Here is a 14,571-nt window from a genome sequence, read left to right as displayed (position 1 = left end):
CAACTTTACCTTTTAAACTAACCCGATTAGCTCCCTACGAGTCTTTGCCTAAATCAAAGTAGTAGCTAGTTTTTCAAAGATTTAAGGTTGATTATTGCTGAAATTATAATTCATCTCCTACCCTATCACAGAGGTTTTCAAAAAGGTTATATTTGGGCGATATTCTAAAACAAGGTCTTATTTAAAACCGTATTCTTGAAATTTTCTGTTAATCTATGGATATTTAGTCTATTATAAAACCATATTTTTATTTTTTGTATAATTTTTTATTTAAACATGTTAAAAATTCACATGACATTCATTAATAACCACAGCGACGAGATAAATAAAAATGGATTAACTATTTTTGAACAAGTAAATGAACCGATTTCATAAAAATTCGATTTATACACCATGATCATACCGATAAGTATTACAGAGAAAGCCCAAATCGAAATCAAAAACATCATTTCAACAAAAAACATCCCTGCTGACTACTGCTTGAGGGTAGGCGTTAAAGGTGGTGGATGTGGTGGTATGTCATACGCTTTAGGTTTTGACAAGCTTAAAGATGGTGACCAAAAATTTGAACTTGAGGATATTCCAGTATTGATCGAAAAGAGGCATTTCATGTTTCTCATGGGAATGCAAATAGATTTTTATGAAGGGAATGATGCTAGAGGTTTCACATTTATAAATCCAGACATTCCAAAGAGACATGATGCAGAGTGACATAATCGATCTTGAAGTCAAAAAAGGCAATCTTAAATTTTAACAATACCAACGCAAAGAGACAGTAAATACTTGCATAGCATCAGTATTAGACATAATTTTGAATCTTAAAATCATCTACCCATGTTGCGTTTCATTGCAGGATCTATCTTTTTTGTTTCTATTTTCCTTTTTCTTAGCGTCTATATCTCCCCAGAGTTTTTTCCATACGCCGGACTACTCACATTACTGATTCCCTTTTTGATCGTGATCAATGCTATTTTATTCATTTTGTTAGCATTCTCTAAAAGGAAGTTAGCCTTTTTACCATTGATCGCAATAGTGATAGGATGGAAGTTTATTGGTATTACTTTTCAACTAAACACACCCAAAGAAGCTGAACCAAACCTTACCGTATTGAGCTACAATGTACATATGCTCAATTACACTAAACCTGGACAAAACGTCCAGGAGGTTACCAAAAACATTACCAAGTGGCTTCAGGACGACAACTCTGACATCAAATGCTTTCAGGAATTCTACCAAGACTACACCACACCTTCCAGAAATGCCATCAAAGCTATCGGTACAGAAAGAGGTTATGAGTATTCTTATCAAGTCGTAGACGGGAATGTTTCTAAAAGATCCTTCGGGCTGGCTATATTTAGTAGATATCCCATAATCAACGAAGGAAAGGTATTTGATACTAAAAGAAACAATGGTGTTATATTCGCAGACATTGTAGTCAAGAAAGATACGATCAGGATATATAATGCTCATCTTGAATCGATGTCTATTTCCTCCGAAGGTTTGACAGATATTGATGGGATCAAGGAAAACTACAGAGAAACCCTCAGCAAACTAAAGAGAGGCCAAGTCGTAAGAGCTTCTCAACTAGGTGTTTTAAAAGAGCACATGAATAATAGCCCATATGCAAATATCTTAGTGGGAGATTTCAATGATGTACCCTACAGCTACACCTACTTTTCATTGAGAAAACTGATGAATAATGCTTTTGAAAAAGCCGGACGTGGTTTTGGATTTACTTATAATAAGATTCTTTTCTTTTTACGAATTGACAATATTTTCTATGATGATCTATTAGAAATATTGGAGTTCAGGACACACAATGAGGTAGACTACTCTGATCATTATCCAGTATCAGCGAAGTTCAAATGGAACTCACCACTGATAAAGGAAAGTGAAGAAATTGAGTAGGATAGCATTTAAAGAAATACAAAAGTCAAGTGAGGTTTTGGGGAATTAATCCATAAAAATTGAGGCTAAAAAATAAAAACACCCTAGAAACTATGTCTCTAGGGTGTCAAAACAATAAACCCAATTAATTATCCATTATTTGTATCAAATCGATCACCTTGTTATTGAAAGTTCTCATCGATTCCATAAGAGGCTTATATGCATTAAACTCACTATCAACTATACCCTTGTTTGAATCCCTATTGGAATAATCTGTGGTAAGATCCAATGGGTCATTATCTTGGTAAGTAAACCAGTGCCAACCCACACAAGACTTACTTTCTAATAGTTTCATTGCGAAATTTTGATAAAAAATCCCTCTATCCTTTTGAGAAGGGACATTCCAGCCTGCTCCAGTTCTATTGGGTAGACCAGAATCTTCTCCTTTTACATACCACTCGGTAATAATAAAAGGCTTTCCTGACCATTTCTCCCAGTTTTCAAGCATTGCCAAGTCTGGCTCCCATTTTCTATAATGATTTACTGAAATAATGTCTATGTATTTTCCAGCTACCTCAAAAATCGCTGGATTCTGCAATTCCTCTTTTTCTTGGTTGAACCTACAGCCCAAAAACATGTGGTTAGGATCATATTTCTTTATAGCTGTACTTACTTTTGAAATATACTCTTCAAAATAGAATGCAGTAAAAGCTAACCTGTCATCATCATTAACATCGTCTATACTCGCATCCTTTCCCTTTCTTTCATCTAACCACGCTTTTGCAGCAAGATAACCATACTCATCTTTAGCCAAATACATCAAGTGCCTATCAAGAGCATCATTTTTCCAAGGCAATTCATTATCAGTATAATAACCAAGTAAGTGCTTGTCTTCAGCATATTTACTAATTGTCGCTATGGCTTTATCTACATATTCATCAAATTCTGGATCAAATACCATGATCAAATCAAACCTAAAGCCTTGCCAGCCAGTTTGCTTATATTCACCACCATATTTCTTAATATGATCAGATTTGTAATTCCCCATGGGGTTGACGATCACTGTGTAGACAAGTGGATCTTCGAGCTGTCTTAATAAATCCACATCAGACCAAGCTCCAGTACCATTGAACCCATGCGCTTTCAACAATGTCGACTCCTTTTCTGCCCAGGTCTGGATATCATTGTATTTGTCTTTCATTGATGCCTTTTGCTTTTCAGATTTACCAGGCCGAAAGACTGCAACTCCCTTATGTATAAACGGGTATCCATCTGGATCTATGATCCACCATCGATCATCAATTTTCTCTATCCTAAAGAATCCTGTCCCCTCTGACTGCATAAACTTCCACCCTCCATACTTACTTTGTATCGGAGATTTTTTCTTTTTTCTCAATGCAGGTATATGATCTACTGTTTTCGCTTGGTAAGTACCCCATACAGTATCATTAGCATTTTTTCTTGCTTTTACTTCATAAAACCCATTGGTGTCTTGGGCTTGTACACCGAAAATCACCATAGTGATCAGTATAATTGTAAGTGTGTATTTGAAATGATTCATCTTTCAAGATTATGCAAGGGAAACTTGTCTAATAGTTCCCCTTGCTTTGTGTTATAAAATAGGTTCGAGAAATTTACTTTCCCTTAGTCAGTTCAATCCTTCTAAAAAGCCATTATATGCCCTTTTCTTTTGAAAACTATCATCAAACAACAAAGGATATTCTTTTGGATGCCACCAATCCCTCAACCATGTCCCATTGTCTGCAACTCCCCAGGTAGTAATTGCAAATTTTTGATTTTGTGGAATAGATTCGTAAAAACTAACTATATCTCGATATGCTTCTGCATGCTTTGCTTGCTCTGAGGGCAGGTATACATAGTCATCTTCCCTGTTCACATTGACCCTAATATCCAGTTCGGAAATATGGATCAATAATCCAGATCCTGCCATATCCGTAAGGCCATTTCTAATTGTGTTCCTATTCGTAGACACCATGTAATGGAATTGATCTCCTAAGCCATCTATTGGATATCCATCTGCTTGAAAGCGATTGACCAGCTGTCTCATAGCCCCTCTTTTACCAGAAGCTAACACTACATTGTAATCATTATAGAATAGTTTGGCATCAGGATCTATAGCTCTTGCATAAGCAAAGCACCTCCCATAAAAAGCAATTGGATCACGAAATGTCTGATAGACAGGACAGTTCTCACTTCTCAATGTACCATTGTCATTAAATATTTCATTAGCGACATCCCAACTCACCACCTTACCTTTATACCTTTGGACAACTCTTTCGATATATGTTTTCACTCTAGATTCAAATGCAGCTGAATCATAGTTTGCACTTTTGAACCAATTCGGAAATGAGCTATACCAAACCAAAGTATGTCCATGTACCTTCATGTTATTGGTTTGGGCAAAGTTGACCATTTCATCGGCTGCTGCCCAGTCATAATTATTCTCACCTTTCCAGATGTGAGCCATTTTCATTTCAAATTCAGCTGTAATTTGAGAATAATGCGTACGAAGTGTATTTGCATATTGAGCACTTGAAAGCTCTCTATTAGTTACCGCAGCGCCAATATCAAATTTGGCTTTTAACCGGATATTATCCTCCTCTTTATCAGGGTCATCTGGAATCTCTACTACTGGTTCTTCACCTGAATCAGAGCAAGACCACATGCCACTCCCTATCAGTAGAAAAAGTCCTATCATCACACTATATTTTTTCATTTTATTCATATTTTAATTTACCATTACCTCGATCATGTCATTTAGTATCCTTGATTCTGAGGCATTACCCTATCTGTATTGGCATCAATCACACGCTGTGGAATCGGTAACAAAACTTGAAATTCTTGAATGCTTGCAGCAAACCTGTTGTGCGCTCGATTTCTTTCTACCAATTTACCAGTCCTTACCATAGTGTGTCTCCTATGCTCCTCGGTAACCAATTCCCTTGATCTTTCATCTAAAATAAAGTCTATTGTCACTTGATTTGGAGAAATTTCACTAGCATTTGATCTTCTCCTAATCTGATTGATCAGCGTTGCTGCCTCACCCAAATTACCAAGTTTAAACTCTGCCTCTGCCAGCAATAAATAAGTCTCTGCAACCCTTAAGTAGACTTGATCTGCAAAAGCATAGTTTGCATTCCAAAGATTCGGATCATTGTAGGTCCAATCCCATTTCCTAGTAGAAGCCCATCGATTGTTATTGATATTCATTTGACTTGGCTCCATGTGGGTACGGATTGTATCTCCATCGAAACCTATGTAAAACTTCCTTACAGCATATTCGCTAAACCTATCATCTTGAGGCTCATAAATACTAAATGCCCATGCTGAAATAGCAAGTCTGCCAATCCCCCTGCCACCATTTTCTGGAGTAAATGGAGCATATCCATTATAATTGATCACCCAAGACCTTCTCATAGAGTTAGAACTTGCCCCTGGAAGATTTAAAACATCTGAATTTGGGAAAATCCATAACGCTTCTCTATTCCCTTGATCTCTTGTGATGTTTCCATCATAAAACTGATCCATAAAAGGTACTCCAGGCTCATTGGCCCTAACTCCAAAGCGTGAAGTAGTGAGAGAAAAATCACCACCATATACTACTGTAGATGCTTTATCTCTTGCCTGTTCTGGCATATCCATCCATAAGTACATTTCTGCTAGATAATGCGAAGCTATAGCACCGGATAAGTTCAAAACGCTGTTTGACACATGTGGCAAATATTCTTCTGCCAGAAGCAAATCTTCTACGATCAATTCTTGGACTTCTCTAACAGGTCTTCGCTCCCAGTCATTCTTGTAATTCAATCCATTGATCTCCTCTGTCGATATAGGTACATCTCCAAAGCTATAAACCAAGTGTCTGTACGCCCAAGCTCTGATAAGATGAGCATGTCCCAAAATCAATTGCTTGTTTTGCAATTCCATTTCCGGAGAAGTAGCTTCCCAATCCACTGCTGGGTTTTCAGCTCTTGCGATGATCATGTTTGCGGAGTTGATCGCTCGATACATCAATAAAAATATACCAGGATTGCCAGCTGTGTCTCCATTGAGTAGCTGCATCTCTGGATTCAATTCAATATTATATTGATTGAGTCCTCTAGTCCATGATAGTTCAGTATTTGCCCATCCATTATCCACCCCAATCTTCCATGCGAAGCCGAGCTCGGCAGATTGGATTTTATCTTCTCGCTCATCACGGACAAAATCCAACAAAGCATTGGTAGCTAACCTAAAACCTTGAAAAGTCCCAAACAAGTTATCAGCATACAGGTTATCTCTCGGGTCTTCTTTTAAGAATTGCTCTTCATCACATCCTGTACTACCTGCAAGGATCAATATGATGATTGTATATAATATCTTTTTCATGTTTTTGACCAGTTAAAATTGTACTCTAAATCCAGCAATATATGATTTCACAAAAGGTATAGATCTCTGGCTGCTTAGCTCTGGATCTGTTCCTTCCCAGTCTGTTATTGTCACCAAATTCTTAGCATTGACATAGACCTCTGCCCTACCCAACTTCCACTTAGATAACAGTGAAGTGTTCAACCTATAACTCAAGGTCACATCATTGAGCCGTACATAACTGGCATTGTTTGATCTTCCAAAATATTGAACTTGAAAAGCATTCGAGTCATCTCTGTTTGCTGGCCATTCATTATTTGGGTTTTCAGGTGTCCACCAGTTTCTATTCAGCGTTCTGGTACGGCCATCAAAAAATGGATTCATCAACTCATTCCCTCTAGTCAAACCTTGAACAGTACTTATAAAAAACTGTAGAGATAAGTTTTTGTAAGAGACTGTGTTGTTTAATCCAGCAATAAAATCTGGTATTGCACTTCCTATGAAGGTTCGATCGTCAGCATTGATAGTTCCGTCACCATTTACATCTCTGACTCTAATATCTCCTGGTCTTGCCGTAGGCTGGGCGGAATTCACTATATCATCACCCACTTGCCATATTCCATCAAACAAATAGCTAAAGTTCACATTCAATGGCTGACCAATAAACCATCTATTGGCTAAATCATCAGCTGGATTGCCTAACTCATCACGAAGTCCCACATCTACGATTTCGTTCCTGAAAAATGAGAAAGTCAAATCACTTGTCCATTTCCAATCTCTTTGGTCTACATTGATCGATGAAATTTGCAGATCAAGACCTCTGTTCCTTGTCGAACCAATATTCTGCCTGATGATTCCTGTCCCGTTAACTTGAGAAATATTTCTATTTAAAAGTAAATCCACTGTTTGGGTCATGAAGTAATCTACTGAACCTTGTATTCTATTTTCGAAGAGGCCAAAATCAATACCCAAATTAGTTGATTTTGAAGTCTCCCACCCTAAACTTGGATCTCCAATTCCAGAGGGGTAAAATCCAAATGCAGTTCCTCTCAAATCATCTAAATAATTCTGAACACTCAAGCCAGGCAAGGTAGAATAAGGTGCAATAGCTTGATTCCCATTTTCTCCATAAGATACTCGTAGCTTCAATGCAGTAACCAGTGCCATGCTCTCCATAAAAGACTCCCTGTCAATGTTCCAACCAAGGGCAACAGAAGGAAACAAACCGAATTTTGTAGCATCTCCAAATCCTGAATATCCGTCTCTTCTAGCCGTCAGTGTCAACAAGTATTTGCTGTCAAATCCATAATTGACTCTTGCCATTTGCGATAAGTAGTTCCATTGTGTGTAATTGTCACTTGGATTCCACACAGTAGCTAAATTATTTTGGAAATTAGTCATGATATCACTGGGGAAACCACTTGCTGTTAGGTTATGGTTTTTACTCCATCTTTGCTGTGCACTGTATAGCCCGGTGAATCCTATCGTATGTTTTCCAAAACTCTTGTCATAGGTAAGAATGTTCTCTACAATCCAATCTTCCTCCTGCCAATTATTTGTAGTTGCCACTCCACCTTGCTGCAGCCCTGAACGGGTATTTCTACCAGAATATGTGTCTATAGCTCTATACCTATAATCGTACCCAGTATTCAATCTAAACTTCAACCCTTCCACAAATGGAACATCGACCTGTAAATAATTTTGAGTAATGATTCTTCTAGTTTTATCCTCATTGAGAATATTGAAAGGCTCTAGTGGGTTAGCATAGAATGAATCCTCTGGCCAAGGAAAAATCGTCAACGTCTCCCCATCTTCTTGAAAAGGTGTCGTCAGTGGGTTCATGTTGAATGCTGATCCGAAATTTGCTGCATTCGCACTTCTATCTGTATACAGAAGCTGGTTACTCGTACCCAATGTCAACCAAGGTGCAATCTTTGTGTCAACATTAAGTCTCAATGTAGTTCTAAGTAGATCATCGTTCTTTGCGACACCTTTAGCATCTACTAAATTCCCAGAAATAAAGTACTTTGTATCTTCTGTTCCCCCTGAGATCGAAAGGTTGTGTTGTTGTCTTGTCCCCATTCTAGTTGCAAGACCCAACCAGTCAGTGTCTACTCCATTTTCAAAAGCAATCTGCTCTGACTGAGAGATTGACCCAAGACCATACCGATCAACTTTGGTTTGGTAGAAAGTATTCCCATCCATCAAATCAGGAATATTTGCAATCTGATCTATTCCAAAGTAAGTATCATATGAAATTTTTGCTTTGCCCGTAGTTCCCCTTTTGGTTGTGATCAAGACAACACCATTTGCTGCTCTAGCACCATAAATCGCCGCTGAAGATGCATCTTTTAATACCTCCAATGATGAAATATCCATGGGGTTGATTTCAGAAATTCGGCCATTATAAGGTATTCCATCCAATACGATAAATGGCTCGCTGCTTGCTGCCAAGGAATTTCTTCCTCTAATTTGTAAGCTTACATTATCTCCTTCTACACCTGACCCTGAATTAGTTATTGCTAAACCAGCCACCCGTCCTTGTAATGCTTGACCAAGCGAAACTGTGGGCATTGTCTCAAGCTGTTCCGCCTTATAGGATGCGACAGCTCCAGTGATATCACTTTTCTTCTGAGTACCATACCCCACTACGATTACTTCAGACAAAGCTTGCAAATCTGACCCTAGTTCTATATTGATAATAGATCGACTTGCTACTTCAACTCTCTGTGTAAGGTAGCCTACAAAAGAAAATACTAAAACAGCATTAGATTCAGCACTTACTTCATAGTTCCCTTCTATATCAGTCACCGTACCTGTGTTAGTACCTTCCACCACTACATTGACTCCTGGTATTCCTAACCCATCATCTGGATCTATCACTTTTCCTGTTATTCTACTCTGTTGAGCATATGCTTGACCTAGCAAGCATATCAGTCCACAGATCATCGTGAGTATTTTTAACTTCATTGGATTGGTTATTTTGGTTTTACTTTTTTCTATCTTCGGGATTTGCAATCTGGGACAATTCAATGCTCATTCTATTTAGATATATAGAAGTCATCAATATAAAAATCATAGTTATTGGCATTTCTAACATCCCCCTCGCTTCTGAATACTAGCAAGTTGTTGATTGCGCTTAAATTCAAACTATTGTTGGCAGCTTTAAAGTCTGCAATAGGAATGGATAGTTTGTGCCAGTTACCATCTCTTTTGAATCCGTATTCTTCACCTGATGCGGTAAATTTCAAGATTGCATTTTGCCCTGCACTTTGAAACCTAATCAAAAATTCTCCATTACTAGTAGATTTCATCGCTACATTGTAAAAACCATCCTCGTAATCACTAAGATCAACAGGTCCAGACTGTGGGGTAATCGATGCCATAGCCCAATCAGAAGACCCATCTATCGTAAGTGCCAATGCCTTGGTTCCTTCAAAGGCATTAGTCTCTACTTCAGTAATAGTAAACTGATTATTTCTTTGAATATTTACACTGACCATGGCTGTAATCGCTGGATTTTCTGTATAAAATCCTATCCGCTGTACTTCTGGCTCTGGCAATCCCTCCACTTCTATCGTAAAATTTTTGGAGTCAGTGAGGTTATCTCTATAAGTCACATCTAATGTAGCGATGAATGTGCCACCTCTTTCAAAAATCACATCAACTTCTTGGTCTTCTGATACCGCTGGAGTACCTCCTTGAAAACTCCATCTTCTGGTATGAACTTTTGTGGATTGATCTTTAAAAGTCACTATCTCTCCCGCCATCACACTATTTGTGCTTGATGTGGCAATCAATTCTCCTGGTTCTGGAAGTTCGAGATCTCCCCCCTCTTCTACACATGCACCATAGACCAGCGTAGTGATCAGTGCCATGGCAAGAAGTCTTGCATGTTTAGTAATTGTACTCATTATTTTAGGTTTTATTGTTAAAATTATATGGGTACAATTTTAATTTGTCATGCAAAAAAAGGGATTCAATATTGTTTAAATTTAATTCATTATTGTCTTACACACCGTAAACATCTCATTAAAAGTAATTTAAGATCAGATTCAAGGGCTTGAATTGAGAAAAATAGCTGCTAAAAAAACAATTCAGATTTATCCTGTTTACCCTTGTTTGTTTTTATATTCTTTTGGAGAAATACCAAACTGCTTGACAAAAGATCTTGAAAAATATGATTGACTGCTGAATCCAACAGCATATGCGATTTCAGTAATATTCTTTGAGCTTTCTTTTAAAAGCTGCATTGACTTCTTTAACCTAATATTTCTTACAAACTCATTGACAGACTGGCCAGTCAAAGCTTCTACTTTCAAATACACCAAAGATCTGCTCATGTTAACTCGCTCTGCAATAAAATCTGCATTGATTTTTTCTTGTTCAATGTTCTGCAAAATGATATCAATAATTGATTGAATCAGTTTCCCATCACTATCTTCAATAGAATTAGAATCAAATTCAAAACTTTGACTTTCTCTGAACTTTTTAGCAAGTTCCTTTCTGGAACTCAATAGATTCGAAACCCTGGACTTGAGGATTTCTAGGTTGAAAGGCTTAACAATATAATCATCTGCTCCAGACTTCAACCCCTCTAGCTTTACATCTTGAGCATACCGCGCGGTAAGTAATATCACAGGAATGTGACTAGTCAACTCGTCCTCTTTAATTTTTTTACAAAATTCCAATCCATCCATTTCTGGCATAGTGATATCACTTATGATAAGCTGAGGCATATCCAATGTTGCCATTCTCAAACCTTCAACTCCATTCTTTGCAAGCAGGACTTCATAAGTGTCTTTAAGCTCATTGGCAATGAATTCTGCTAGTTCAGTATCATCTTCCAGTACGAGTATACGAGAAAGTGAGGTTTTCTTTAAGTTATGGACATTGGCATCATGCTCTTGCTTATACTCCAGAATTACATCGACTTTATTGATTGGTTTTTGCGAAACACTTTGAACATTGAGTGGAATCAGGAGAGAAAATACTGACCCTTCTCCTTTCTTTGAAGTCACTGTGATCTTGCCATTGTGTAATTCTGCTAACTCTTGTGAAAGTGCCAACCCAATACCTGTACCGCTTGATGCATCCTCTTCATTTTGCTGTGCACTATAGAACCTTTCAAATATACGCTTCAAGTCTTTCTTTGGAATACCAACACCATTATCTTTTACTGAAATCGAAACTAACTTTTCTGATTCATTTTCTAATTCTAACACATCCACAATCAGTGTAATGTGTCCATGTTCCTTGGTATTTTTAAAAGCATTAGATAGTAAATTACTTATGATTTTATCCAATTTATCTGCATCAAAAGTCATGTGAATTTTCTGAACTTTTGACTCAAAAGTATAAGTAATATGCTTCTTTGCGGCTAACACCTCAAATATTGCCCAAACTTTATTGGCAAATGCAACAATATCTCCTTGAGATGTTTCCAGGACAAGGCTTCCTGCTTCCATTTTTCGATAATCCATGAGCTGATCTACCAGTTTAAGCAGTTTATCAGTATTTCTTTGAATTAAATCAAAGTGATATTGCTTTTCTTCATCACCTAATGTCTTTTCTGATTTTAGCTTTTCGATAGGAGCTTTTATCAGTGTCAAAGGTGTTCGGAATTCATGTGAAACGTTAGTGAAAAATCTCAATTTCATCAAATTTGTCTCAGTAACATTTTTGATTTGAATCTTTTCAAGTTTTAGCTCATTCCTCAATTGAGCTCGATATAATATACTTTTTCTAAAAAAATAAAAAACAGCAATGATGAAACAGAAATAAGCAAAATAAGCCCAAGGGGTCAACCAAAACGGTGGATGTATAAGTATTTCAATAGCCACTCCAGAATCCTTCAACTCAGATCCCTCAGCCAACTGAACCTTGAACGTATAACTACCAGGAGGTAAGTTGGTGTAGGTAGCAAATCTTTTTTCACCAACGAAATACCATTCTTCATCAAAGCCTTCCATTTTGTATGCATACTCTAGCCTTTGGAAAGGTCTAAAATCTAGACCTGCAAACTCAAAAGTCATAACAGACTGATCATGCGCTAGCTCAATAAAGTTTGTTTCTATGATCGACTTCTTGATTGGAGAATCTTCTACTCCAGCTTTTTGTGATTTATTGAAGAGCTGGAAATCCACCACATATACTTTAGGGCTATTCTCCTGATCTATCAAGCTATCTGGATGAAATTTCAGCAAACCATGAATACCTCCAAAATACAATTCGCCAGCTTTGGATTTCAGCCTGGATCGTTCATAAAACTCCTGGTTTGGAATCTCCTTATTGATCCTATAATGCTTTATCTGGCTATTTTGGTGATTCCATTTTGTCAAACCTTGATTGGAACTCAACCAAAAATCTCCTCTATCATCTTCCAGTAGCCCTTTTATATTGATAGGCAGATCTTCTACTTCATTCCATCTTTTGACTTTAAGGCCATCATTCTCTACAAAGATCTGATCTAACCCTCCTGCACTTCCAACCCAAATATTCCCTTTGGCGTCTTCCATGATATCAAAGCAATAATTTGAACTTAAAGTTTCAGAATCGTTTTCCACATGCTTGATATTATGGACTTTGTGATCATACATGTATATTCCAGCGTAAGTCACTATCCATAACCTACCCTTACTATCCTCCATAAAAGAAACCGCATATTCTACTCCTAACAAAATAGGATCAAAGTCTCCAACATTGTCTGCATTATAAAACTGATCAGATTTTGCATCATATACTGTAATCCCCTTCTTTTCATGAGTAGCCAACCATACATTGCCTTTAAAATCTCTTAGAAGGCCTTTTACATTAGTAGACAAAGACTTGACACCAGCCCCCCGTCCTTTCATGAGATCTTCAAAGCGACCATTTCTTTTATCAAAACTATACAATCCCATATCCCATCCCGCTGCAAAAAGTTTGTCTGAATCAGCGCATACAATACCTAATACGCTAGATGCATGAGCTGGTGTGTTGAGGTGATACCTATCGAAGGTATTGGTAGATTGGCTATACTTATTTATTCCTCCTTCCTTAGTTCCAATCCAAATTATGCCATTTTTATCTTCCCAAATTGAACCAATTTTATTACTACTCAAAGAGAATTTATCTTGGTGATTGTGACTAAAAAACATAAAAGGGCTTTGGTTTTTACTCAACACATTCACTCCCCCTTCCTGAGTAGCTACCCAAAGATTTGAATGCGAATCCTCTGTAATATGCGTAATGATATCATTGCTTATATCATTATCCAAAAGATTACTTTCACGAAATACCACAAATTCACCTTGCAATCTATCATAAAGATTCAACCCTTTATTTGTCGTACCTATCCACAGGTTCTTTTTACTATCTTCAAAAATCTGTGAAATTGAATTGCTACTTAAGCTCCTCGGATTATTTGGCTGGTTTTCAAAAACCTCAACACTCCCAGTAGAGTCTCTTTTGATCAATCCTTTCGAGCTTGCTATCCAAAGGTTCTCATAGCTATCAAAAAATATAGGGCTGGTGTGACTAATTTTTAAATCATCAAAACCGTTTACCTTCAAACTTAATTTATTAATAAGATCATTTTCAGTGTTTAAAGTAAAAATCCCTAAGCTATTTTGAACTATAATTTCAATGGAATTTGAGTCAATGATTCTTCTGGTATCTAAAACCAAATCGTTGGACATACCAGTAGGAAAAGAATAGCGTTTGAAGTCATCAGTGCCCGACTGGTATTTAGCCAAACCATAATTAGTCCCAATCCAAACATTTCCGTTTAAGTCTACCTTTAGACATCGGATAATGTTCCCTGGTATAGAATTTTCACTCCCTGGTTCTGTATAATATCTGTAAAACCTATCTTCTGCCAAATTGTACCTTACCAAACCAGCATTATTGGTTCCTATCCAAATATTTCCTTTTCTATCTTCAGCGAGGCTGTAAATAAAATTCCCAGAAATAGAATTCGGGTCACTACTGTCCTTCTTAAAAATTTCAAATCCATATCCGTTCCACCTGTTCAACCCATCATAAGTCGCAACCCAAATGAATCCTTTGGAATCCTCTAAAACAGCGGTGACATGATTATTTGATAGTCCGCCTTCTATGGTAAGACTTTTGATGATATAGTTATCCTGTTGGGCAAATAGGTATTGTCCAAAACTGAATAATAAGAAAAAGATTATGATGGGTTTAATGTTCATTACCTTCAAATAACGTCAGAACAAAGTTCAGCTTCGTTAATTATTGTCTAAAGAAAATGAATTATTGTCTAAGTAGCTAATTCAAAAACAATAGGATAGCTATATGAACAAATTATGATGT

At 37.1% G+C, this 14,571-nt stretch carries 8 protein-coding genes; 2 read left to right on the top strand and 6 right to left on the bottom strand.

Translation table 11 applies throughout. From position 1 onward, the window contains the following. The first annotated feature begins 393 nt into the window (after positions 1 to 393). Together MM239_RS04725 and MM239_RS04720 are read left to right on the top strand one after the other, a co-directional pair. Positions 394 to 711 (top strand): HesB/IscA family protein, encoded by a 318-nt coding sequence (locus tag MM239_RS04725; RefSeq protein WP_241347040.1) that lies wholly within the window; start codon positions 394 to 396, stop codon positions 709 to 711. Positions 712 to 834: 123 nt separating this feature from the next. Then, positions 835 to 1,908, top strand: a complete 1,074-nt coding sequence (locus MM239_RS04720; protein ID WP_241347038.1) for an endonuclease/exonuclease/phosphatase family protein — start codon at positions 835 to 837, stop codon at positions 1,906 to 1,908. 124 nt (positions 1,909 to 2,032) lie between these two features. Here MM239_RS04720 and MM239_RS04715 read toward each other — a convergent pair whose 3' ends face one another. The 6 genes from MM239_RS04715 to MM239_RS04690 all read right to left on the bottom strand — a co-directional run bounded on the left by MM239_RS04715 (position 2,033) and on the right by MM239_RS04690 (position 14,450). Beyond that, positions 2,033 to 3,448, bottom strand: coding sequence for a hypothetical protein (locus MM239_RS04715; RefSeq protein ID WP_241347036.1), 1,416 nt, complete (start codon positions 3,446 to 3,448; stop codon positions 2,033 to 2,035). Positions 3,449 to 3,535: 87 nt separating this feature from the next. Then, the gene (locus MM239_RS04710; RefSeq protein ID WP_241347034.1) at positions 3,536 to 4,624 is read right to left on the bottom strand and encodes an endo-1,4-beta-xylanase; all 1,089 of its coding nucleotides are present in this window, start codon (positions 4,622 to 4,624) and stop codon (positions 3,536 to 3,538) included. Positions 4,625 to 4,665: 41 nt separating this feature from the next. Beyond that, positions 4,666 to 6,276 carry a RagB/SusD family nutrient uptake outer membrane protein gene (locus tag MM239_RS04705; RefSeq protein WP_241347032.1) on the bottom strand — a complete coding sequence of 537 codons (1,611 nt, stop codon included), beginning with the start codon at positions 6,274 to 6,276 and terminating at the stop codon, positions 4,666 to 4,668. A gap of 12 nt (positions 6,277 to 6,288) precedes the next feature. Further along, the gene (locus MM239_RS04700; protein ID WP_241347030.1) at positions 6,289 to 9,225 is read right to left on the bottom strand and encodes a SusC/RagA family TonB-linked outer membrane protein; all 2,937 of its coding nucleotides are present in this window, start codon (positions 9,223 to 9,225) and stop codon (positions 6,289 to 6,291) included. Positions 9,226 to 9,296: 71 nt separating this feature from the next. Continuing rightward, complete coding sequence (locus MM239_RS04695; RefSeq protein WP_241347028.1) at positions 9,297 to 10,169, bottom strand: PKD domain-containing protein; 873 nt, start codon at positions 10,167 to 10,169, stop codon at positions 9,297 to 9,299. A 198-nt stretch (positions 10,170 to 10,367) separates the two neighbouring features. Then, on the bottom strand, positions 10,368 to 14,450 hold the full coding sequence (locus MM239_RS04690) for a hybrid sensor histidine kinase/response regulator transcription factor (protein ID WP_241347026.1): 4,083 nt from the start codon (positions 14,448 to 14,450) through the stop codon (positions 10,368 to 10,370). Positions 14,451 to 14,571: the final 121 nt, after the last annotated feature.

Origin of the sequence: Belliella filtrata, assembly GCF_022549775.1 — a bacterium.
In the GTDB taxonomy this organism is placed as follows: Bacteria; Bacteroidota; Bacteroidia; order Cytophagales; family Cyclobacteriaceae; genus Belliella; species Belliella filtrata.
This window is presented reverse-complemented; position numbering and strand designations above follow the sequence as displayed.

What these genes read in the sequence shown, in the direction of transcription:
- MM239_RS04710 (WP_241347034.1), bottom strand. Translation starts at nt 4,624, where the DNA reads ATGAAAAAATATAGTGTGATGATAGGACTTTTTCTACTGATAGGGAGT.
- MM239_RS04720 (WP_241347038.1), top strand. Translation starts at nt 835, where the DNA reads ATGTTGCGTTTCATTGCAGGATCTATCTTTTTTGTTTCTATTTTCCTT.
- MM239_RS04715 (WP_241347036.1), bottom strand. Translation starts at nt 3,448, where the DNA reads ATGAATCATTTCAAATACACACTTACAATTATACTGATCACTATGGTG.
- MM239_RS04725 (WP_241347040.1), top strand. Translation starts at nt 394, where the DNA reads ATGATCATACCGATAAGTATTACAGAGAAAGCCCAAATCGAAATCAAA.
- MM239_RS04695 (WP_241347028.1), bottom strand. Translation starts at nt 10,169, where the DNA reads ATGAGTACAATTACTAAACATGCAAGACTTCTTGCCATGGCACTGATC.
- MM239_RS04700 (WP_241347030.1), bottom strand. Translation starts at nt 9,225, where the DNA reads ATGAAGTTAAAAATACTCACGATGATCTGTGGACTGATATGCTTGCTA.
- MM239_RS04705 (WP_241347032.1), bottom strand. Translation starts at nt 6,276, where the DNA reads ATGAAAAAGATATTATATACAATCATCATATTGATCCTTGCAGGTAGT.
- MM239_RS04690 (WP_241347026.1), bottom strand. Translation starts at nt 14,450, where the DNA reads ATGAACATTAAACCCATCATAATCTTTTTCTTATTATTCAGTTTTGGA.